We start from the raw sequence: 21,423 nt of genomic DNA, 5'->3' as shown, positions 1-21,423 counted from the left end.
TAGGTGTTAAAATATTCAACAAAGAGGTGATGTGAAATGACCGGCGTGTGCATCGGTTCCTCGAGTGTTTCATTCTACAGTGAAAGGGAGAAAGGAAATCTTCCTCACAATGGAGATCCCCTCGCCCTGCTTTCCATGATGATCCCCGCCTTTCTCGATGAAGGGCCCGTGGTCATCACGGGTCGAAAGACAAGAGAAATAATAGATCTGCCTCAGATATCCGAAGCGGAGGCAACGGAAATCGCTTACAGGCATCTCATGAAAAAATACGGAAAGGTCGAAGCCGTTGTCAGTGCCGGCGGGGAGAACACCATTCTCTACAGAGTGAACGATAAGGGAATCATAACCGGCATATACACGGGTAGCAAGTGCGCCTCGGGAACGGGGGAATTCTTCCTTCAGCAGCTTCAGAGGATGGGAATATCTCTTGAGGAGGCGAACAGTGTCGAGACGGAAGAGTACTATGAACTCTCCTCGAGGTGTACCGTTTTCTGCAAAAGCGATTGCACCCACGCGCTGAACAAAGGAGTTCCAAAAGAACTCGTTCTGAACGGCCTTGGAAAGGTGATGGCCGACAAGATAGTGGAACTGGCTCACAAGGCAGGAGTGAAGAAGATCCTCCTTGTCGGTGGAACGACGAGAAACAGGCTCATGTTGAAGCACCTGGAAAGAGTTCTGGAAGTGATCGTTCCGGAAGAAGCGCTGTTCTTCGAAGCCTATGGGGCTTACCTGTGGGGAAAGCTGAACAGAGTGGAATCAAAAAAGACTTTCACGGTCAAAAAAGAGGAAATGACCAGTTTTCCCACTCACGAGCCTCTCAAAAAGTACCTGCACATGGTCGAGTTCAAGGAAATGCCGTTCCAGCAGGCAAGAGATGGAGATGTGTGTGTGCTGGGAATAGACGTTGGATCCACCACAACGAAAGCGGTGCTGATGAGATACGATGATGAAGCCATCCTGGCGGGAGTGTACCTTCGAACTCTGGGAGATCCCATAAGAGCGGCACGACAGTGTTACTCTTCTATATTGGAGCAGCTCAACGGGACGAAAGTGAAGATAATCGGACTCGGTGTGACGGGCTCAGGGAGGAAGATCGTTGGGCTGTATTCTCAGACCGACGCCGTGTACAACGAGATAATGGCACATGCAAAGGCGGCTGCTCATTTCGATCCGGAGGTGGACACGATTTTCGAGATAGGAGGTCAAGATGCCAAGTACACTTATCTGGTGAACGGGGTTCCGGCGGATTACGCGATGAACGAAGCCTGTTCAGCCGGGACGGGATCTTTCCTCGAAGAGGCAGCGGGAGAGTCCCTTGGAGTCCACTACACCGAGATCGGAGATCTCGCTCTGAAAGGTGAAAATCCACCGAACTTCAGTGATCAGTGTGCGGCCTTCATAGGAAGCGACGTCAAGACGGCGGTGAACGAAGGGATCTCCAAAGAAGACATATGCGCCGGGCTTGTGTACTCCGTGTGTATGAACTACCTGAACAGAGTGAAGGGAAGCAGACCCGTAGGAAAGAAGATCTTCATGCAGGGCGGGGTTTGCTACAACAAAGCGGTGCCTGTTGCCATGGCTGCTCTCGTAGGGAAGAGCATAGTTGTTCCCCCGCACCCGGGTTTGATGGGCGCTTACGGAGTGGCTCTGCTCACCAAGGAGAATCTTGAACTCGGTTTTCTGGAAAAGAAAGAGTTCAAACTGAAGGAGTTGATTTCCAGAGAAGTCAGATACAGAGGAACGTTCATCTGTCCCGGTGGGAAAGAAAAATGCGATAGAAAGTGTGAGATCAGGATCATAGAGATCGATGGAAAGCGGTTCCCGTTCGGTGGTGCCTGCAACAGGTACGAAAACGTGCTGAGACACGCCAACATAGACAGCACAAAGTACAACTTCGTCAAAAACAGGGAGAAATACATATTCCACTTCGAGAGAGAAGTGAAGGGAACAAAGACCATCGGTTTGAGCAGATCTTTGGCGATGAACAACCTTTTCCCGCTCTTCTACACCTTCCTCACAGAACTCGGTTTCGACGTTGTGGTTCCCGAAAAGTCCGACAGACGCGGTTGGGAGATGATGAACTCCGAATTCTGCTTCCCGGTGGAACTCTCCCACGGCTACATGTACGATCTGATCTCGAAGAATCCGGATCTGATATTCGTTCCAAGGTTGAGAGGAATCAAAGTGGAAAATTCAGAGAACTACAACGTCTTCTGTCCCTTTGTTCAGAGTGAAGTTGACTGGCTCACATCAGCGTTTCCTGAACTGGAAGAAAAGCTCGTGACGGGCTATTTCGATTTCTCGCGCGGCGATGAAAAGGAAGAATTTCTCAGAGTGGCTGAAAGGCTTGGAAGATCACGCGAGGAAGGAGAAAGGGCCTTTGAAAAGGCCTGGAAGGCTTTCAACGAAAGGTTTAATCTCATAAAGAAACAGTGGGATGAATTCCTGAAGGTTCTTGATGAATCGGAATTCGGTGTGGTTCTCTTTGGAAGATCTTACAACGCCTTCTCTTCCGATGCGAACATGGGAATCCCCGAAAAATTCGCCACCCGCGGAATTCCCATCATCAACTTCGATTCCATACCCTTCGAGGATGAAAAGGGCTACAGAAACATGTACTGGTCATGGGGGGAGATGATTCTCAAAGCGGCACGTTTTGTTGAAAAGCATCCAAAACTCTTTGGGGTTTACATCACCAACTTCAGCTGTGGGCCTGATTCTTTCATCATCTCTTACTTCAGAGACATAATGGCGAAGAAACCATCGCTCGTTCTGGAGCTCGACAGTCACACAGCGGACGCGGGCATAGAAACGAGAATCGAAGCCTTCATAGACATCGTGAAGAGTTATCTCAGGTTGCAGAGAAAGAACGAAGAGAAAAAGAGAGCGAAAAGACCCCAAACGGTTCTGGAGAAAAACACCCTCTACGTGATCACTCCGGACGGAGAGAGACTGCGGCTCAACGATGAAAGGGTGAAGGTTGTTTTCCCGTCAATGGGTCAGTTCGGGTCTCAGTGTCTTTCTGCGGCTTTCAGATACTACGGTGTCAGGTCCGACGTGTGTCCTCCACCGGACGTCGAGGAGTTCAAACTCGGAAGGGGAAACTCTCTTTCGAAGGAGTGTCTTCCTCTTCAACTCACTCTTGGAAGCCTCATAAAGTACATCAGAGAGAAAGCAACCGATGACGAGATCATACTTTATTTCATGCCAGAGACGATGGGACCGTGCCGCTTCGGGCAGTACAGTGTCTTCATGAACCTGTGGCTCGACAGGAACAACGTGAGGAACGTGACGCTCTTCGGTTTGAACTCTGAAAACGCCTACGCGGGGCTTGGAATTGCTTTCAGGATCAGAGCATGGCTGGCTATTGTCGTTTCTGATGTGTTCTTCGATGTGGAACGCGCTGTGATGACGCTGGCGAGGAACAAAGAAGAAGCAAAGAAAGTCCTGGAAGGATGCAGAGAAAAGATATTGAACAGTCTTGCGAATGATTCCCTCAGGGACTTCTTCAAAACACTCGATGAAGTCTCAGAGATACTTTCGGGTGTTGAGAGAATAATGGATTACGAAAAGGCGCCGAAGGTGCTGCTCACAGGAGAAATCTATGTGAGAAGAGACGAGTTTTCCAGAAAACACCTCGAAAACCTGATGGAGAAGAACGGGATCATCATGCACATATCGCCGGTCCACGAGTGGATCTATTATACGGATTATCTGTACCTCAACAGGTTGATCTCTCCGAATTCCACCCGCGTGGACAGGCTGAAGAAACGAATCGAGATCCTCGTGAAAAGGTACGTAGAGAGAAGGGTGAAAAAAATCTTGGAAAAGAGCGGCTTTTACAGGACTCAGATGGTGGATGTGGAAGCCATTGTTGACGCGGCGAAAGACTACCTCAATCCGAAGCTCACCGGAGAAGCGATCCTCACTATAGGAACCATCCTTCATGAGATCGTAAACCACTACGATGGTGTCATCTCCATAGGACCCTTCGGTTGCATGCCGAGCAGGATAGCGGAAGCGGTTGTGAAAAAAGGCTTGAAAGAACAAAAAGAGAAGACCACAGGGGTTTTGAGAAAAGTACTGGACGAGTTCGGAGACCTTCCCGTGATACACATAGAATCCGATGGGAATCCGTTCACACCAACGGTTCAAAGCAAGCTGGAGGCGTTCATGTTCCAGGTCAGAAGATTGAGAAACTACCTGAACGGTCTGCTGGGCACGGAAAACACTCTGGAGGAAACTGAAGAGACTCTCCCTGAAAATATCAGGGTTGATTCATGAGAGTCTCCAGCACCTCTTTTTCTATTTCTGAAAAACGAGGATCGGAGAGAGTTTTTATGGTTCTTGGCTTTGAAAACGGCACGCGTATTTCCTTCAAAATCTTTGCGGGGCGATCGGAGAGGATCAATATTCTGTCTGAAAGGAAGACCGCCTCCTCCACGTCGTGAGTGATGAGTACGACTGTGCTTTTCATCCTGTGTACGATCTCAGAAAGCCATATCTGGAGTTTCTTTCGAGTGTAGGCGTCAACCGAAGAAAAGGGTTCATCGAGTACGAGAAGCTCCTCTCCCGATAAAACGGCCCTCAGAAGGGACAGTCTCTGTCTCATACCGCCACTCAGCTGGTACGGCCTTTTCTCTTCAAAGCCAGAAAGACCGAATCGTTCGAACAGTTCTTTTATGTTCGATGGCGGCTGTTCTTTTCTGAGAACGAGTGGGAGCACGGCGTTTTCATAGACGGTCATCCAGTCGAACAGCACATCCTTTTGAGGACAGTATCCAAGACGAGAAGTGAAAATCTCTATCTTTCCCTCGTAGGGAATCAGTCCCAGGATAGCCTTCACAACGGTTGTCTTTCCACATCCGGATGGTCCCACAAGAGAGAGGATCTCTCCCCTTTGAACCTCCAGGGAGAGATCCTCCACCGCTTTGAGTTCTCCGTATCGAACCGTGAGTTGGGATACCTTTATCACGGTAGGAACTCGTTTGTGAACGCCTTCGTCACGTCTATCATCTCTTTCAGGAATCCCATGGAGTGAAGCCATTCCGCGTATCTCCTCCAGACTTCTTCTTTCTGGTAGCCCCATTTTTCCGCGTCCGCTTTGTACTGGCCTGCGAGGTACTTTTGAGATTCTACAACGATCTTTTCATCCAGTTCCGGAGCGTATTTGAGAAGTATTTTGGCTGCCTCCACAGGGTGCTGTATTGCGTACTCGTACCCCTTAGCCGTGGCTCTCAAAAATCTTCTCACGAGATCTGGATTTTGCTTTATGAGAGATTCGCTCGTTATCAGAACCGGTGTGTAGTAGTCAAAGACTTCGTCTATATCCTTCAGCGAGAGGAACTCTATCTCTATCCCTTTCACCTTGCTGGCAACGCCGTCCCATCCGTAGAAGATCCAGGCAAAGTCGAACACATCGTTCAGCGTTCCTGCGAAGAAATCCATCTGTCCCACGTTCACAAAAATCACCTTTGAAGGATCTGCACCGTATTTTCTCATGATGTATTCTATGGTCGCCTTCTCTATGGGAGAACCCCAGCTTCCGTATCTCTTACCCTCCCAGTCTTTCACACTTTTGATTCCTTCGTCCTTTAGCCATGCGAAACCTGAAGTGTTGTGCTGAATGATGGCAGCTATGGAGACGATGGGCATTCCTTCTCCTCTGGAGAGGGTGACCGCTTCCTGATAGCTCACGCCGAATTCCGCTTTTCCACTCGCTACAAGCTGTTCCGCCGTCAACCGAGACGGTTGAACGATCTTCACATCCAATCCTTCTTCTCTGTAGAATCCAAGGTCCTTGGCTACGTAGAGCCCCGTGTGGTTCGTGTTGGGATACCAGTCCAGTACCACCGTTACCTCTTCAGCGAAAAGTGCGAGGACAGAGATCAGAAACATCGCAATGAAGATCAGTCTCTTCATTGTACCAGCCTCCTTTCCTCGAACCAGGGTGTGAGTTTCCTGGAGAGAATATCAGCTATCTTGAAGACGACAACGCTGAGCACAACCACAACTATCACAGAGAGAAAGAGCCTGTCGGCTCTGAAGGTGTTCATCGCCCTTATCATGTATATGCCCAGGCCCTTTTCTGCTCCAAGCCACTCTCCTATTACAGCGGAAACCACAGCGTATGTGGCGGATATCTTGAGCCCAGAGAGAACGTAAGGTAACGTGTGCGGTATCACAAGGTACCTGTAGATCTGGATCTTTGTAGCCTTCATCACTTTGAAAAGATCCAGAGCGTCCTGATCGATCGTTCTGAATCCTTCGAGAGTGTTGAGCGCAACCGGAAAGAGTGTGACGAACGCTACTATGCCTATTTTCGTGCCCACGCCCAAACCGAACCAGATGATGACGAGCGGTGCCACAGCCACGATGGGTATCGCCTGTGAGATGATGAGGATCGGGTACATTACCTCTTTCACCGTCTGGAACAGATCCATCAGAACCGCTAGCCCTACTCCCAACACGAGGCCTATAACCAGGCCAGAAAAAGCCTCAAGGATCGTGTAGAGACTGTGATCCATCAAGATTTTCCACTGCGAAAGTCCTTCGAGGACTATGGAAGAAGGTTTGGGAAGAAGATACTGTGGAACTTTCGAGAACTCCCACACGAAAATCAGAGCTATAAAAAACAGCCATTTAGCGGTACTTCGATACCTTCTCTTCAATCGTGATACCTCCAGCTTTGTAATCGATGTCCAGCTGAAGAACGAATCGTTTCGCGAACTGTTCAAGGTATCTGGCAAGCTCTTTCACACGATCCATGATTTCTTCGAATTCACCTTCCACGGTGGTGTTGGAGGGACCCACTTCGTATTTCATGCCCCATGAAGAGATCTTTTCGATTGCTCTGTCGATCACCTCGTGGAGTCTTCCATCTTCCACGGCGGGAACCACCTTTATGGAAACCGTCACCTTCGGCATTTTTTCACCTCCTCAATTCGGCTCTTCTAATTTGAATTATAACATAGTATAATAGAACCGGGAGGGATGCCGATGTCGAAAAAGGTGACTAAAGAAGATGTTCTGAACGCCCTGAAAAACGTGATCGATTTTGAACTCGGTCTGGATGTGGTGAGTCTGGGTTTGGTGTACGACATCCAGATAGACGATCAGAACAACGTGAAGGTCCTCATGACGATGACCACACCCATGTGTCCTCTCGCCGGAATGATTCTTTCCGACGCCGAAGAGGCGATAAAGAAGATCGAAGGAGTCAACAACGTGGAGGTGGAGCTCACATTCGACCCACCATGGACACCAGAAAGAATGTCTCCGGAGCTGAGAGAAAAATTTGGAGTCTGATAAGAGACTGCTCTGGAAAACTCGAGGGAGTGACCGAAACTTCTGTTCTTGAGGTGTTACTCATCGTTTCCCGGGTGCTTGGGATCCGCAAGGAAGATCTCTTTTTGAAAGACCTGGGAGTTTCTCCAACTGAGGAAAAAAGGATTCTGGAACTCGTGGAGAAAAGAGCAAGTGGATATCCCCTGCACTATATCCTCGGTGAGAAAGAGTTCATGGGCCTTTCTTTCCTCGTGGAAGAAGGCGTTTTTGTTCCAAGGCCGGAGACGGAGGAACTGGTCGAATTCGCCCTCGAGCTGATAAGAAAGTACGGAATAAAGACAGTCGCAGACATAGGAACAGGAAGCGGAGCCATTGGAGTGAGCGTTGCGAAATTCTCCGATGCGATCGTTTTCGCGACGGACGTTTCTTCCAAAGCCGTTGAAATCGCCAGAAAAAACGCGGAAAGACACGGTGTTTCCGACAGATTCTTTGTGAGAAAAGGTGAGTTTCTTGAACCGTTCAAAGAAAAATTCGCATCGATCGAGATGATCCTTTCGAATCCTCCATACGTGAAATCGAGTGCTCATCTGCCAAAAGATGTTCTTTTCGAGCCTCCAGAGGCACTTTTTGGAGGAGAGGACGGTCTCGACTTTTACAGAGAATTTTTCGGCAGGTACGATACGAGCGGAAAGATTGTGCTGATGGAGATAGGAGAAGACCAGGTGGAGGAGTTGAAAAAGATCGTTTCCGACACTGTTTTCCTGAAGGATTCCGCCGGAAAGTACCGTTTTCTCCTTCTCAACCGGCGTTCCTCTTGAACAGCTGGAGTATCAGTCTGACTTCTCCAACCGTGATACCAAGATTTTTGGCGATATCCACTTCTGAAAATCCCCTGTCGTACATCGAGACGATTCTTTTTTCTATAGCGGTTTCCAGTTCCTCTTCTTTTTCTTCCGCTTTCGTTTCTTCCTGCTCTTGAATAACAGGGATAATTGGTTTTTCCATCTTTTCAGATTTTTCCCCGCCATTTTCAGAGGAGAAGATCCTTTCTCTTTCTATCTCAGACATCTTAACCATCAGCCTCGACATCACGGTGTTGGCCTCGGATATGAGTTTTCTTAACTCTTGTGTCTTCTTTTCGAGGAGTTCGAGTCTGTTGGCCGACAGGTAGCGGAACTTTCCCATGAGTTCCATGATCCTCTCTTCTATATCCTCCTGATTTGGCTCTTTCGTGTTACCGTTCCTCCCAAGGAGAAGATATGTCCACGAAAAGACCACTGTTCCCACCGTGGAAAGTACCACCAGGTAGTCTACGAGATTCATGAGATACCTCCCTCTTCCATCACTCTTCTGGCGAACTCGACGACGTCCATGTTGTACTTCAAAGTTGCGATATCGTCGAAAGGAGTTTCTCCCAAATTCACGATAACGAGCTTTCCGCCACTCCTGACAGTTATGAGGGGAAGCTCGGCAGCGGGATACACAACGAGCGAAGATCCCAGGACGATCATCAAACTGGCTCTGGATGAAAGCCCGATCGCTTCCCTGAGGGCATCTTGCGGCAGATTTTCCCCGAAGAACACGATGTTCGGCCTGATCAAGCTGTTGCAGTCGTCACAGAGTGGAACATCCGATGATTCGAGTTTCTTTATAACATCTTCGACGGTGTATTTTTTCTCACATCTCACACAGTAATACTCCTCAACGTTTCCATGGAGTTCTATCACTTTTTTACTGCCCGCTCTCTGGTGAAGTCTGTCTATATTCTGTGTGATCACAGCCTCTATCAGGCCCTTTTCTTCCAGTTTTGCGAGCAGCACGTGTGCAAGGTTCGGTTTTGCTTGTAACATGGGGAAAATGCCTTCTTTAGCGAATCTGTAGAATTCCTCAGGGTGAGAATAGAAGAAATCTATGTCGAAGACATTCTGGGGATACTTTTTGTATATCCCATTCGGCCCTCTGAAATCAGGTATGCCGCTTGGGGTACTGATACCGGCTCCCGTGAGAGCGACAGTCAATCTGGATTCATTGAGAAGATCCAGGAATTCCTTCATTTTCATTCACCCTTTTAAAGATAACTTTTGGAAACACCATGGATGAATCTGGACGCCAAATCAGGGTGTTGTTCTCACGTTCAACCGGAGTTGGTGTGACCGATATCACAGTTGCGTCTTCAGGTAATTTCACGACGATCTCCGTTTCACCCGCTACGTTCATTGTGAGACTTCCCATGCTGGTGTCCAAGACATCGCCCTTCACCTGTGCAGCTCCCCTCAGGAGCGTTGTTTCTGTGATTTCGAGCATACCTCCTGTGTCTTCAACTTTCACGTTGTAATCCAAGGGAACTATTTCTCTTCCAACTTCTTCACTGATCTGGGAGAAATACTCGTTCAACCCTTCCTTCGATGCGGAAGCATAGTTGGCTTTATACTCTTCTTTTTTCTTTTCGTCTTTGAAATAAAGTTTTGCGTTGGTGATGAACGTGGCGTTTCCGGAATAGTCGTATTCCATGGTGCTCCTGTAGTATACTATTTCAAAGGGAGTTCTTCCTCCCAGAAAGAAAAAGAGAAATTCGACGAGCATGAAAACAACCATGATGATCAGCAAGATGTAGATGGTTCTTGAGCTCAACCTTCTCACTCTCCTCATTCTTGATATTCTCATTTAATATTATCATAGAACATGGAGGGATAAAAGTTGAGAATACTAAGCGGAATGAGACCTACCGGGAAACTCCATATAGGTCATCTCGTGGGAGCTCTTGAGAACTGGGTGAAGCTTCAGGAAGAAGGAAACGAATGTTTCTACTTTGTCGCAGACTGGCACGCTTTGACCACCCACTACGACGATGTTTCGAGGCTCAAGGAATACACCCGCGACCTGGTGAGGGGATTTCTCGCCTGTGGAATAGATCCTGAAAAGTCCGTGATTTTTGTTCAGTCTGGTGTCAAGGAACACGCGGAGCTTGCACTGCTTTTCAGCATGATCGTTTCTGTTTCACGTCTCGAGAGGGTTCCCACTTACAAAGAGATAAAAAGTGAGCTGAACTACAAAGATCTTTCCACGGCCGGTTTTCTCATCTATCCAGTTCTTCAGGCGGCCGATATTTTGATCTACAAAGCTGAAGGGGTCCCCGTCGGTGAGGACCAAGTTTATCACATAGAACTCACGAGGGAGATCGCCAGACGTTTTAACTATCTATATGATGAAGTCTTTCCAGAGCCAGAGGCCATTCTGTCTCGGGTTCCAAAGCTTCCAGGAACGGACGGCCGAAAGATGAGCAAAAGCTATGGGAACATAATAAACCTTGAAATTTCAGAAGAAGAGCTGGAACGAACGATACTGAGGATGATGACCGATCCGGCGAGGGTGAGAAGGAGCGACCCTGGAAATCCGGAGAACTGCCCCGTGTGGAAATACCACCAGGCGTTCGACATCAGTGAAGAAGAGAGCAAATGGGTATGGGAAGGCTGTACAACGGCCAGCATCGGCTGTGTTGATTGTAAGAAGTTGCTGTTGAAGAATATGAAACGAAAATTGGCACCGATCTGGGAGAACTTCAGAAAGATAGACGAAGATCCACACTACGTGGACGACGTTATAATGGAAGGGACGAAGAAGGCCAGAGAAGTGGCTGCTAAAACGATGGAAGAAGTGAGAAGGGCCATGAACCTGATGTTCTGAGGTGAAAGAATGGATCTTGTCTTCAAACTTCCCGTTTTCGAGGGACCTCTCGATCTTCTGCTCTATCTTGTGAGGAAGAAAAAAGTAGATATCAGAGAAATACCCATTTCACAGCTCGCGGATGAGTTCGTGGAATATCTGGAGCATATGAAAAAGCTGGATATGAAGATCACCTCCGACTTTCTGGAAATGGCTTCCACTTTGATGGAGCTCAAGTCGAAAATGCTCATTCCGAGGGTGAAGGAAGAAGAGAAAGAATCGATAGACAGAAAGAAGGAGGAACTCTACAGAAGAATTGAAGAATATTCTAAAGTGAAGGAAATCGTTAGCATATTGAAGAAAGAAGAGAATCTTCTGAAGAGGAAGCGGGTCAGAGTAAGAAACGTTTTCTTCGAAAAGATAGAAGGGATAGAAAAATTCAGAGAGATCCTGAAAAGAATCTGGAAAGAAGAGGCCATGCGCGAGGCCGTGCATAGAGTGAAGAGTGAAACGCTTTCTGTTGAAGAGATGATGGAGAGAATACTTGATGAAATAGATGGTGAGATCGAGATCCTGCGATTGCTTTCCAGAGCGGAGAATGTCTACGAACTGATAGTCAGACTTCTGGCTATTCTCGAGCTTGTGAAGATAGGGAAATTGATTCTTGTGGGAGACAACAGGATCAGGAGGTACACAAATGCAGCTCAAGGCCGCTATTGAGGCACTCATATTTGCTTCAAACGGTATTACTCTGGAAAGGCTTATCAAAATACTCGAAAAAGATCCTGAGGAGATAAAAAGAGCCCTGGAAGAATTGAAGAAGGAATACGAAGACGAGGCGCACGGAGTTGTTCTGAGAGAGGTGAATGGAAGGTATCGTTTTTTCACCAAACCTGAGTACGCCAGTTTCGTTTCTAAGCTATCCGGAAGGAAGTACAAAAATCTCACCGATACGCAGATGGAAGTGGTGGCACTGCTTCTCATCTCAGGACCGATTCCAAAGAGCGAAATAGACGCGTTCAGGGGGAAAGACTCATCCGCTGTTCTCTCATCGCTTCAGAGAATGGGAATTGTCAGAAAGAAAAGAAAGGGGAAAAGCTATCTGTATCAGCTTTCCCCTTCGTTTGTTGAAAGCACCATGCTGGACGAAATATTGAAAGAGGTCTCACAGAAGCTCAGCAGCGATAGTGGCGAGTCTTGACCTTTCTCCCTTCTCCAGCTTTATCACCGCGGAAAGATCCGATTCCAGAAGTTTCAAGGCTGCGTAAACCAGTCCGTTTGTGTCTTTGTCCAGATACGGGGTGTCGATCTGGTACGGATCTCCAACGAGAACGATCTTGGTGTCTTCTCCCACACGTGTAAGGATCGTTTTCACCTCGTGTGGAGTGAGGTTCTGTGCTTCATCGATGATGATGAACTGCTTTGGTATCGATCTTCCCCTGATGAAGGATATTGCTTCCACTTCCAGTATTTCCTGTTTCTCGAGCTCCTTGATTTTCAAACCGGAAAGAGAAGATATCAGTTCAAGGTTGTCCATTATCGGCTGGAGCCACGGTTTCATCTTCTTCTCGAGTTCTCCGGGAAGATACCCGATGTCACGTCCCATGGGAACCGTGGGTCGAGTCACTATCAGTTTTTTGTAGCGTTTTTCAACGAGGACTTTGTAGAGACCGCAAGCGAGAGCGAGAAGCGTCTTCCCGGTTCCCGCGATTCCAACAAGGAAGACCAGAGGTATTTCGTCGTCCAGAAGGGCATCCATGGAAAAGGTCTGTTCTCTATTCCGCGGAGAAATGCCCATAGTCTCGAAAGGTTCAACTCTCAGAACTTTCCCTTTGCGATATTTCCCGTACACTCCACCCAGATCTATGTAGAAGTTGTCGAGAAGGTCGAGTTTCTTTTCCACAACTCCTTTCATTTTTAACTGATTTTTGAGTTCTTCGTCATCGATTTCGACATACCCCTTAGGCATCGTCTCCAGCTCGGATCGATCGGTCAGATAGTCTTGGGCGGGAATACCAAGAGAATCTGCTTTCACCCTAAGATTTATATCCTTGCTGACGAGAATGGTGGGGATCTTTTCCCTGTTCATGAGCTCTATCACGTACGCGAGAATTATGTTGTCCACGTAGCGTTCGTGAAGGAATCTTGGAACGTTCTCCACTTCTCTTTCCAGGACCATAACACGAAGAATTCCACCGTTTTCCAGAGGAATCCCTTTTCTGAGATTTCCCTTCTTTCTGAGCTCATCGAGGTGTCGAATCACCTGTCGTGCGTTCTTTCCCACACTTCCGTGTTCTCTTTTCAGTTTGTCGAGCTCTTCAAGAACGGGAAGAGGGATGATCACGTTGTTGTCTTCGAAGGAAAAGATGGAATCTGGATCGTGAATCAGAACGTTCGTGTCGAGAACGTAGTTCTTAACCATTTTATTACCCCCGTTTTCCACGTATGAATTCGTTGACCCTGTTTTCACCAAGAAATTCAACAAGCTTCACAAAAACTCTTGCGGTCACCAGGGCGTCTGGAAGTGCACGGTGCTGTATCGTGGTTTTTATTCCAAGTCTTTCGGAGAGCCATTTGAGAGAATGAGGCCTTCCAAAGATCTCTTCTGATAGATCGAGTGTGTCGATGTAAGGATTCGTTATCGGAAAGTTTCCCGTTTCCTTTGCCATCATATCCAGAAAAGTGAGGTCGAAGTTGGCGTTGTGAAACACGAGCACCGTTCCCTTCACGTAATCCCTGAAAAGATCGTAAACCGTGTCCATATCTGGCGCTTCCACGATGTCCATGTTGCTGATACCGTGAACTTTCTGAATCAGTGCCGGAATTCTTATTCTGGGATTCACGAGAGAGTGAAACGCTTTGTTCCTGTAGATCTTCCCCTTGAAGACAGGAACAGCGGCTATTTCAACTATCCGGTCTCCGGCAAAGGGATCGGTTCCCGTGGTTTCTGTGTCTACGACGCAAAAAACGGTGTCGTTCCATATCATGGCGAGCACTCCTCAGATTTCGATTCCAAAGATCTTCCTCGCGAGTATACCGACGAGGAAAGAAAATCCTGCCACACCGAAACTCAAAAGGAACATCTCAAAAAAGTATTTCGCGAAATCCTTCTCTTTAACCACCGAAACAAAAAAGGTGAAAAGAAGAACTATGAGAACGGCTCCCATCAAAGTAAGGACAAGTGATAAGAATGGGTTTTTGAGTACGAGGTATGGAGCTACCAGCACGGCGACCGTTATGATGTAAGCGATGCCTGTGTAGATGGCGGCTTTTAAGGGTTTGGATTCACCTGATCCTTCTTCCGCTCTCTGTGAGAGATACTCGGAAGCTGCCATGGAGAAGGCTGCAGCGATACCGGTTATCAAGCCGGACAATCCGACTATCTTGGTGTTTTGAAAGGCGAACGTGAGACCAGCGAGTGCCCCCGTCAGTTCCACGAGAGCATCGTTCAACCCGAGAACCATAGAACTCACGTAATTGAGACGCTCTTCGTCGAGCATGTTCAGAAGCTCTTCTTCATGCTTTTCTTCGTCTTTGAGAATATGGACTACTTCTGGATACTCTTTCTCCAGTCTTTCATAGGCTCTTTCCGCTTTTTTCTCGTTGTTTTCCATGAGTTTGAGAGTGAAAGTCAAACCAAAAAGAACGGAAAGCAGTGAGTACCAGAACATCCTGATATAGGAAGGCTTAACATCCTTCCCGGTGATGTTTTTCAGTTTTTCGTAGTGGCTTTTCTCATCTTCCGCTATCGCAAGAAGGATCTCAGCGTTTTTCTTGTTCGTTCTCTTCGATAGCTTTCGATACACGTGGTATTCAGTGATCTCGTTTTTCTGAAAATCAAGAATTTCTTTCAAGACTCACTTCCTCCTCAACCGGATTGAAACATCTGACGTAGTGGTTTTCTTCTATCTCGGAAAGCTCTGGTAATTCTTTCAAGCACCTCTCCACTCTTCTTGGACAGCGAGGCAAGAAGGGACACACCGGTGGTATGTCGACCATCCTTGGGGGTTGCCCCGGTATGGACTCGAGCTTTTCAAGTCTTTTATCCACTCTCGGCACGCTTCTCAGGAGCATCTTCGTGTAAGGGTGTCTGGGTGAGTAGAAGATCTGATCGGATGTTCCTATCTCGACCTGTCTTCCTCCGTACATCACCATAATCCTGTCTGCCATGGAAGCGATCACACCAAGATCGTGTGTTATGAAGATGAGTCCCGTTTTGAACTCTTTTTGAAGTTCTTTCATGAGTTCCAGGATCTGTGCCTGTATGGTCACATCGAGGGCGGTGGTGGGCTCATCCGCTATGAGCACACTGGGATTGCAGGACAGGGCGATGGCTATAACCACCCTCTGCCTCATTCCACCTGAGAATTCGAATGGATAGTTGTTCATTCTTTTTTCGGGTTCCGGTATTCCAACGAGTTCCAGCATTTCCACCGCTCTCAGATAGGCTCTTCTCTTGTCGTAGCCAAGATGATACCTGATCGTTTCCATGAGCTGGTCTCCTATCGTGTAAAGCGGATTAAGAGACATCATCGGATCCTGAAAGATCATTGCGATCTCTTTTCCTCGAATCCTGTGCATTTCTTTTTCGGGTATCTTCAGTATATCCTGACCTTTGTATATGATCTCACCGCTCACTATTTTTCCGGGAGGCTTTATGAGGCGCATTATGGATTTCACTGTCACACTCTTGCCGGAACCAGTCTCACCGACAATTCCGAGAACTTCGTTGGAATTCAGCGAGAAGTTCACATCGTTCACGGCTTTGACTACACCTTCTTCCATGTAAAACCACGTGCTGAGGTTTTTCACTTCCAGAAGCGTTGCCAAACCGTTCACCTCCTATTTATCGAGAAAAACGAGTTCTCCAGTTGACGGATCGTACTCCGCCACACATTTTCCGTTTGAAAACACGTAGATCTCCCCGCAGTAGTAAGAATTCTCAAACAGAGACTGATTTCCTTCAAAGAAACTTTCGATCACAGCTTCCAAAAACACCTCTGCTGTAGCCATCTGTGATTCTGTGGCGGAAAGCTCTATCTTTTGAAAGAACGGTTCAACCAGTTCTTTCACCTTCTCTTTCACTTTCTCCGGCCAGTCCAGGTGGAGAACTACTTCGTTTGGCGGTACGATAGCTCTGTCCTTTTCTATTATCAGAGCTCTCTCTCTGGTGTCGGTGAACTTGTATCTGTAACGTTTTTCCCGAAGAATTTCCTCAACCATTTTTTTGATCTCTGGATCTTCAACGTGTATTCTCTTCACTTCCCACTTCACTCTAAAAAACAGAATGACGATGGCGATCAACAAAATTACCAGCCAGTACCTTCTCACCTCAGCTCACCCGGGAAGTGACAGGCGACGAAGTGTCCCTCTTCAACCTCTCGAAAAGCCGGTTCTTCCTTGGAGCAAATCTCTTTCGCTATGGGACATCTTGTGTGGAATCTACAGCCAGACGGCGGATTTATAGGGCTCGGAACATCTCCTTTGAGAATGATTCTTTCCCTCTTCTTTGTTGGATCAGGTACCGGTATCGCAGACATGAGAGCTACAGTGTAAGGGTGGAGCGGTTTTTCGAACAAGTCTTTTTTAGGAGCAAGTTCCACCATCTTTCCAAGATACATCACACCTATTCTATCGCTTATGTGCTTTACAACAGCCAGATCGTGCGAAATGAAAATGTACGTGAGTTTGTGTTCCCTCTGAAGATCTTCCATGAGGTTTATGATCTGACTTCTTATCGAGACGTCCAGAGCAGCGACGGCCTCGTCCGCCACGACGAGTTTGGGTTCCAAAGCCAGGGCACGTGCGATTCCGATTCTCTGGCGCTGACCACCGGAGAATTCATGTGGAAACCTGTACACGTAAGCCGAAGGAATACCCACATCCTCCAAGATTTCTTTGATTCGTTTCTCTACTTCTTCCCCCCTTGCGATCCTGTGTGTGACGATGCCTTCACCCACTATGCTCTTCACTCTCAACCTCGGGTTCAGGGAACTGTATGGATCCTGGAACACTATCTGCATCTCTCTTCGAAATTTTTTCCTTTTCTCCGGTAGATCATCGAGAAGAATGGACATGAACTTCTTTGGAGAACCCTTTGCCTCCTCAAAGAAAATACGGGCGTACTCTCTGTCGACACCTTCCAGTTTTTCCACATCTGACTCCTTCATGTTGACGAACCTGCTCAGATAGGTGCGCTTTATGTATTTTTTTGCCTTGGAACGCGGCATGAAGTAGTAGGTCGTGTCTTCGTTGTCCACGATGATGCGTCCCGATGTTGGCTCGTACAGTCTGAGCAGGGTCATTCCAATCGTGGTTTTTCCACAACCCGACTCTCCAACGAGGCCGAAGGTTTCTCCCTCGTTTATGCTGAAGCTGACACCATCGACGGCCTTCACCCATCCAACAATTCTCTTAAAAACACCAGCCCTTATGGGAAAATGTTTCACCAGATTTTCAACTCTAAGGATTTCCCTGCTCACGTTTCACACCTCGCTTTTTGCATGTCTCATTTCATCGAGTTTTTGCCAGAAGAAACACCTCACCTTGTGATTGCCATCCAGGTCTTCCAGTTCAGGTTCTTCAACGTCGCATTTTCCTTTTTCGAAGAATTCACATCTGGGATGGAATTTACATCCCGGAGGGAAGTTGAGCGGGTCGGGTACGTTTCCCGGAATGCTCTTCAGTCTCTCCTGTTCTACGTCTATTCTGGGAATGGATTCGAGAAGAGCATAGGTGTAGGGGTGCTTGGGTTCGGTGAAGATGGTTTTCACGTCTCCGTACTCGACCACCTTTCCCGCGTACATGACAGCAACTTTATCGGACATTTCCGCAACGACGCCCATATCGTGGGTGATCAGAATGATTGCCATTCCGTATTCTTTCTGGAGTTCCTTCATGAGCTCCAGGATCTGAGCCTGTATGGTCACGTCGAGAGCGGTGGTGGGTTCGTCCGCTATGAGAAGACTCGGTCTGCAGGAGAGTGCCATGGCTATCATAGCCCTCTGTCTCATCCCACCGGAGAGCTGGTGGGGGTACTCATCCACTCTCTTTTCAGGTTCGGGAATTCCCACTTTTCTGAGAAGATCTATAGCCATTTTTCTCGCTTCTTTTTCAGAGACGTTCTGGTGAAGAATTATTGCCTCCATTATCTGATCCCCTATCGTGAAAACAGGGTTCAAAGCCACCATGGGTTCTTGAAATATCATGGCGATCTCTTTTCCTCTGATCTTCCTCATTTCGCTCTCTGAAAGTTCGAGAAGATTCCTTCCTTTGAAGATGATCTTTCCATCAACTATCTTTCCGTTCTGATCCAGGAGTCTCATTATTGAGAGCGATGTCACACTTTTTCCACTTCCGGATTCCCCAACGATGCCCAGGGTTTCTCCCTCTCTGACCTCAAAAGAAACACCATCGACCGCCTTCACCACACCGTCTTCTGTATAGAAATAGGTTTTCAGATTTTCCACCCTAAGCAGAGGCTCTGTCAATTCGATCCCTCCTTAGAATTTTAGCCTTGGATCGAAAGCGTCTCTGAGCGCATCGCCCAGCAGATTCCATCCCAGAACGAAGAGAACCATAGCGGTACCGGGATAAACGAGGGCGTACCAGTGCTTTCCTATCTCCATCATCCAGTCTCTCGAGTAACTGAGGATGGATCCCCAGTCGGCGTATCCCTGGGGGGCACCGAGTCCCAAGAAACTGAGCACAGCGGCCGTTATCACGAGAGATCCCATGTTCATGGAAGCCCATATCAGGACGGGGAAAATGGTATTCGGAAGAACGTGTTTCAGTATGATGAGAAAATCGGGCACACCTATTGCTTTCGCTGCCAGAACGAATTGTTCTTCCCTCACCTGAAGAATGTTTCCTCTGATGAGCCTTGCCGCTCCCATCCATCCAAACACGATCATCGCTATCATAACCTTGTCGAGACCTGTCCCGAGAACGGTTGTCAGCACAACAGCCGCTATGAGGAAAGGAATAGAGAGAAAGATATCGGTGATCCTCATGAGAACCTCATCTATCCATCCTCCAAAGTAACCTGAGATTGAACCTATGAACACTCCTATCAGGAGTCTTGCGAGTGTGACTATGAGACCTATCTTGAAAGCCGTTCTTGTGCCCCAGACGATTCCGTATAGAATATCACGGCCACCAATGACACCGAATGGATGATAATCAACACAGCGTATAGGTTCTCTGTTGGGATTCTTCGCCAGGGCATCCTCTTTCGTGGTAGGGGGTTGTGGGCTCTGATTCCAGCTCACCACGGGCATCAAGTAAGGATCGGGTAGCTTGGCTCTGGTGAGCGGGTGAATGGGAGGAGCTATAACAGGCGCGAGAATGGCTATCACCACAAAGAAGAGCACCAGAGAGAACCCTATGATGGCGGATGGATCTCTAAAAAATCTCTTCATTATTCTTTTGAATTCCTGGTTCACGTCGTTTCACCTCTCATCCAAGTCTTATTCTGGGGTCTATAAGGGCGTACAGAATATCTATTATGAGATTTCCAACAACAAGAATTGTTGAGAAAAACAACGCAGAAGCCATCACCGAAGCGTAATCGAGCTGCAGAGCTGCCTGCGCGGTGAAACTTCCCACACCCGTTCTGTTGAAGACCGTTTCCACGATCACGGTACCGGAGAAGAGACCGATGACCATACCACCGGCAACCGTGGTAACAGGAATCAAGGCGTTTCTTCTGGCGTGTTTGTTTATAACCACATCTTCGGGAAGACCCTTTGCCCTGGCGGTTCTCACGTATTCTTTGTTCAGGACTTCCAGCATGCTCGACCTGGTGATTCTCAGAAGATACGCCCACCAGAGCCACGAAAGAGTTATGATGGGACCTATGAGGTGCTTTAGCCCATCCCAGAAGATGTCCAGTCTGCCGTTCAAAAGTGCGTCTATTGTAACGAGCTTTGTGTAGCGATGAAACTCCGGAGATTTGATCACTTCTTCAGCCCACATACTCAGATTCCCAGGAGGAAGCCAGTTCAGTATGCTGTAGAAGATCATCAGAACGAGCAATCCAAAGACGAAATCAGGAAAAGACCAGCCAACCACGGCGAAGATTCTTATGAAATGATCGAGGAATTTTCCTCTGTGAACCGCAGCCTTCACACCGAGCCATATTCCAACAAATACAACAGGGAAGATGGCGTAAAGCGCAAGTTCAACGGTGTATGGGAGTCTTCTCAAAAGAGCATCTTTCACCGGTTCTTTCCCAACAAGGGACCACCCGAGATCACCTCTCAGAGTGTTTGAGAGCCATTTGACGTATCTCACAACGAAAAAGTCGTTCAAGCCGTACTTCTCCTTTAGAGCGTCCATCTGCTCGGGCGTTAACTTGTCCAGCATATTCGGGTTGACGTACGCTGCGAGCAATTTATCCGGCCCGAGGGACTGGATCATCGAGAAGACGATGAAAGTTACTCCTAAGAGAATCAGGGGCAAGAGCAGAAGTCTTCGTATGATGTATGCGGTCACCTGGTACACCTCCTGGTCGTAAATTGGGTATGTATCTTCATATGATTATACAACATACCCTGAACCTTCCGACATTTGGAAGAGTCTGAACAGTGGTATAATAAAGGTGGTATAATAAAGATGGATTGATAAACCAGGGGGCGAACGGGTTCGACGGGGATGGAGTCCCCTGGGAAGCGAGCCGAGGTCCCCACCTCCTCGTAAAAAAGGTGGGACAAAGAATAAGTGCCAACGAACCTGTTGCTGTTGCCGCTTAATAGATAAGCGGCCGTCCTCTCCGAAGTTGGCTGGGCTTCGGAAGAGGGCGTGAGAGATCCAGCCTACCGATTCGGGCTTCGCCTTCCGGCCTGAATCGGGAAATTTCAGGAAGGCTGTGGGAGAGGACACCCTGCCCGTGGGGGGTCCCCCCTGAAATCGAAAACACGGGCTGCGCTCGGAGAAGCCCAGGGGCCTCCATCTTCGGACGGGGGTTCGAATCCCCCCGCCTCCACCAGAAAAAGGGCGCTTCAAGCGCCTTTTTACTTTTCTTCAACCTCTTTGACTCATTGTTTACCCATTATTAACGATAATGTTGAGTTTGTGTTCGTTTTTCTTAATCAATATCCCTTGAAGAGGCTCGTAAAAAGTAGTATATTTATATTAGCAGTCGAACGATGAGAGTGCTAAAAATCTACGAAGGAGGGATGGATGATGAAAGTGATACCTCTCGGTGAAAGGCTTCTCATCAAGCCCATCAAAGAGGAAAAGAAGACTGAGGGAGGAATCGTTCTTCCAGATTCCGCAAAGGAGAAACCGATGAAGGCAGAGGTCGTAGCCGTGGGAAAGATCGATGACGAGGAAAAATTTGACATCAAAGTTGGAGACAAGGTTATTTACTCCAAATATGCGGGTACAGAAATAAAGATTGATGATGAGGATTACATCATCATCGATGTGAATGACATACTCGCGAAAATCGAAGAGTGAAGGAGGTGTGAG

General features: G+C 47.7%; 23 protein-coding genes and 1 other RNA gene. 8 read left to right on the top strand and 16 right to left on the bottom strand.

The genetic code is table 11. From position 1 onward, the window contains the following. Nucleotides 1-36: 36 nt before the first annotated feature. Complete coding sequence (locus T2812B_RS02300; RefSeq protein WP_008192144.1) at nt 37-4,284, top strand: acyl-CoA dehydratase activase; 4,248 nt, start codon at nt 37-39, stop codon at nt 4,282-4,284. Here the strand turns inward: T2812B_RS02300 and T2812B_RS02295 are convergent. From T2812B_RS02295 to T2812B_RS02280, 4 genes are read right to left on the bottom strand one after another with little or no spacing between them, the layout of a single operon-like run. After that, nucleotides 4,268-4,975 (bottom strand): ABC transporter ATP-binding protein, encoded by a 708-nt coding sequence (locus tag T2812B_RS02295; RefSeq protein ID WP_008192146.1) that lies wholly within the window; start codon nt 4,973-4,975, stop codon nt 4,268-4,270. The genes T2812B_RS02300 and T2812B_RS02295 overlap by 17 nt on opposite strands. Continuing rightward, entirely contained in the window at nt 4,972-5,922 is a 951-nt protein-coding gene (locus tag T2812B_RS02290; RefSeq protein WP_008192147.1) for an ABC transporter substrate-binding protein, read from the bottom strand. Before T2812B_RS02290 ends, T2812B_RS02295 begins: the two co-directional genes overlap by 4 nt. After that, nucleotides 5,919-6,671, bottom strand: a complete 753-nt coding sequence (locus T2812B_RS02285; RefSeq protein WP_008192148.1) for an ABC transporter permease — start codon at nt 6,669-6,671, stop codon at nt 5,919-5,921. The genes T2812B_RS02290 and T2812B_RS02285 overlap by 4 nt, the downstream gene beginning before the upstream one ends. Further along, nucleotides 6,643-6,927, bottom strand: coding sequence for an MTH1187 family thiamine-binding protein (locus T2812B_RS02280; RefSeq protein ID WP_004081480.1), 285 nt, complete (start codon nt 6,925-6,927; stop codon nt 6,643-6,645). Before T2812B_RS02280 ends, T2812B_RS02285 begins: the two co-directional genes overlap by 29 nt. Before the next feature lie 72 nt (nt 6,928-6,999). Between T2812B_RS02280 and T2812B_RS02275 the strand changes: the two genes are divergently transcribed. Then, on the top strand, nt 7,000-7,308 hold the full coding sequence (locus T2812B_RS02275; RefSeq protein ID WP_004081479.1) for a metal-sulfur cluster assembly factor: 309 nt from the start codon (nt 7,000-7,002) through the stop codon (nt 7,306-7,308). Beyond that, nucleotides 7,257-8,105, top strand: a complete 849-nt coding sequence (gene prmC / locus T2812B_RS02270) for a peptide chain release factor N(5)-glutamine methyltransferase (RefSeq protein ID WP_008192149.1) — start codon at nt 7,257-7,259, stop codon at nt 8,103-8,105. Before T2812B_RS02275 ends, prmC begins: the two co-directional genes overlap by 52 nt. Here the strand turns inward: prmC and T2812B_RS02265 are convergent. The 3 genes from T2812B_RS02265 to T2812B_RS02255 are packed head-to-tail and all read right to left on the bottom strand — an operon-like array spanning nt 8,086 to nt 9,936. Beyond that, nucleotides 8,086-8,610 (bottom strand): hypothetical protein, encoded by a 525-nt coding sequence (locus tag T2812B_RS02265; RefSeq protein ID WP_008192150.1) that lies wholly within the window; start codon nt 8,608-8,610, stop codon nt 8,086-8,088. The two genes, prmC and T2812B_RS02265, sit on opposite strands and share 20 nt — an antisense overlap. Continuing rightward, nucleotides 8,607-9,341, bottom strand: coding sequence for an NAD-dependent protein deacylase (locus T2812B_RS02260; protein ID WP_008192151.1), 735 nt, complete (start codon nt 9,339-9,341; stop codon nt 8,607-8,609). The genes T2812B_RS02265 and T2812B_RS02260 overlap by 4 nt, the downstream gene beginning before the upstream one ends. Further along, nucleotides 9,313-9,936 carry a DUF4897 domain-containing protein gene (locus tag T2812B_RS02255; protein ID WP_008192152.1) on the bottom strand — a complete coding sequence of 208 codons (624 nt, stop codon included), beginning with the start codon at nt 9,934-9,936 and terminating at the stop codon, nt 9,313-9,315. The genes T2812B_RS02260 and T2812B_RS02255 overlap by 29 nt, the downstream gene beginning before the upstream one ends. A 48-nt stretch (nt 9,937-9,984) precedes the next feature. Between T2812B_RS02255 and trpS the strand changes: the two genes are divergently transcribed. Genes trpS through scpB form a run of 3 tightly spaced genes read left to right on the top strand, consistent with a single transcriptional unit; the run spans nt 9,985 to nt 12,151 of the window. Next, nucleotides 9,985-10,971 (top strand): tryptophan--tRNA ligase, encoded by a 987-nt coding sequence (gene trpS / locus T2812B_RS02250; protein WP_008192153.1) that lies wholly within the window; start codon nt 9,985-9,987, stop codon nt 10,969-10,971. A 9-nt stretch (nt 10,972-10,980) separates the two neighbouring features. Beyond that, nucleotides 10,981-11,670: a ScpA family protein gene (locus T2812B_RS02245; protein ID WP_008192155.1), complete on the top strand. Its 690-nt coding sequence runs from the start codon at nt 10,981-10,983 to the stop codon at nt 11,668-11,670. Next, nucleotides 11,648-12,151 (top strand): SMC-Scp complex subunit ScpB, encoded by a 504-nt coding sequence (scpB, locus tag T2812B_RS02240; RefSeq protein ID WP_008192156.1) that lies wholly within the window; start codon nt 11,648-11,650, stop codon nt 12,149-12,151. Before T2812B_RS02245 ends, scpB begins: the two co-directional genes overlap by 23 nt. Here scpB and T2812B_RS02235 read toward each other — a convergent pair. From T2812B_RS02235 to T2812B_RS02195, 9 genes are read right to left on the bottom strand one after another with little or no spacing between them, the layout of a single operon-like run. Next, on the bottom strand, nt 12,116-13,372 hold the full coding sequence (locus T2812B_RS02235; protein ID WP_008192157.1) for a PhoH family protein: 1,257 nt from the start codon (nt 13,370-13,372) through the stop codon (nt 12,116-12,118). The two genes, scpB and T2812B_RS02235, sit on opposite strands and share 36 nt — an antisense overlap. A gap of 4 nt (nt 13,373-13,376) precedes the next feature. Continuing rightward, nucleotides 13,377-13,937 carry a PolC-type DNA polymerase III gene (locus T2812B_RS02230; RefSeq protein WP_008192158.1) on the bottom strand — a complete coding sequence of 187 codons (561 nt, stop codon included), beginning with the start codon at nt 13,935-13,937 and terminating at the stop codon, nt 13,377-13,379. Between the two features lie 12 nt (nt 13,938-13,949). Continuing rightward, nucleotides 13,950-14,804, bottom strand: coding sequence for a VIT1/CCC1 transporter family protein (locus T2812B_RS02225; RefSeq protein WP_008192159.1), 855 nt, complete (start codon nt 14,802-14,804; stop codon nt 13,950-13,952). Beyond that, nucleotides 14,788-15,780 carry an ABC transporter ATP-binding protein gene (locus tag T2812B_RS02220; protein ID WP_008192160.1) on the bottom strand — a complete coding sequence of 331 codons (993 nt, stop codon included), beginning with the start codon at nt 15,778-15,780 and terminating at the stop codon, nt 14,788-14,790. Before T2812B_RS02220 ends, T2812B_RS02225 begins: the two co-directional genes overlap by 17 nt. A gap of 12 nt (nt 15,781-15,792) precedes the next feature. Continuing rightward, nucleotides 15,793-16,281: a hypothetical protein gene (locus T2812B_RS02215; protein ID WP_008192162.1), complete on the bottom strand. Its 489-nt coding sequence runs from the start codon at nt 16,279-16,281 to the stop codon at nt 15,793-15,795. After that, a complete protein-coding gene (locus T2812B_RS02210) occupies nt 16,278-17,432 on the bottom strand; it encodes an ABC transporter ATP-binding protein (RefSeq protein ID WP_008192163.1) in 1,155 nt (384 codons plus the stop codon). The genes T2812B_RS02215 and T2812B_RS02210 overlap by 4 nt, the downstream gene beginning before the upstream one ends. Before the next feature lie 3 nt (nt 17,433-17,435). Continuing rightward, nucleotides 17,436-18,440 (bottom strand): ABC transporter ATP-binding protein, encoded by a 1,005-nt coding sequence (locus tag T2812B_RS02205; protein ID WP_008192165.1) that lies wholly within the window; start codon nt 18,438-18,440, stop codon nt 17,436-17,438. Nucleotides 18,441-18,452: 12 nt separating this feature from the next. After that, entirely contained in the window at nt 18,453-19,394 is a 942-nt protein-coding gene (locus tag T2812B_RS02200) for an ABC transporter permease (protein ID WP_004081440.1), read from the bottom strand. A gap of 13 nt (nt 19,395-19,407) precedes the next feature. Continuing rightward, nucleotides 19,408-20,445: an ABC transporter permease gene (locus T2812B_RS02195; RefSeq protein WP_008192168.1), complete on the bottom strand. Its 1,038-nt coding sequence runs from the start codon at nt 20,443-20,445 to the stop codon at nt 19,408-19,410. Nucleotides 20,446-20,581: 136 nt separating this feature from the next. Here T2812B_RS02195 and ssrA point away from each other — a divergent pair. Together ssrA and groES are read left to right on the top strand one after the other, a co-directional pair. Continuing rightward, nucleotides 20,582-20,938: a transfer-messenger RNA gene (gene ssrA, locus T2812B_RS09515) on the top strand. Between the two features lie 197 nt (nt 20,939-21,135). Beyond that, complete coding sequence (gene groES, locus T2812B_RS02190; protein ID WP_008192171.1) at nt 21,136-21,411, top strand: co-chaperone GroES; 276 nt, start codon at nt 21,136-21,138, stop codon at nt 21,409-21,411. Nucleotides 21,412-21,423 lie beyond the last annotated feature (12 nt).

It is taken from the genome of Thermotoga sp. 2812B (genome assembly GCF_000789335.1).
Taxonomy (GTDB): domain Bacteria; phylum Thermotogota; class Thermotogae; order Thermotogales; family Thermotogaceae; genus Thermotoga; species Thermotoga maritima.
The sequence above is the reverse complement of the archived record's forward strand: the minus strand, read 5'-3'. Positions and strand labels throughout refer to the sequence as shown.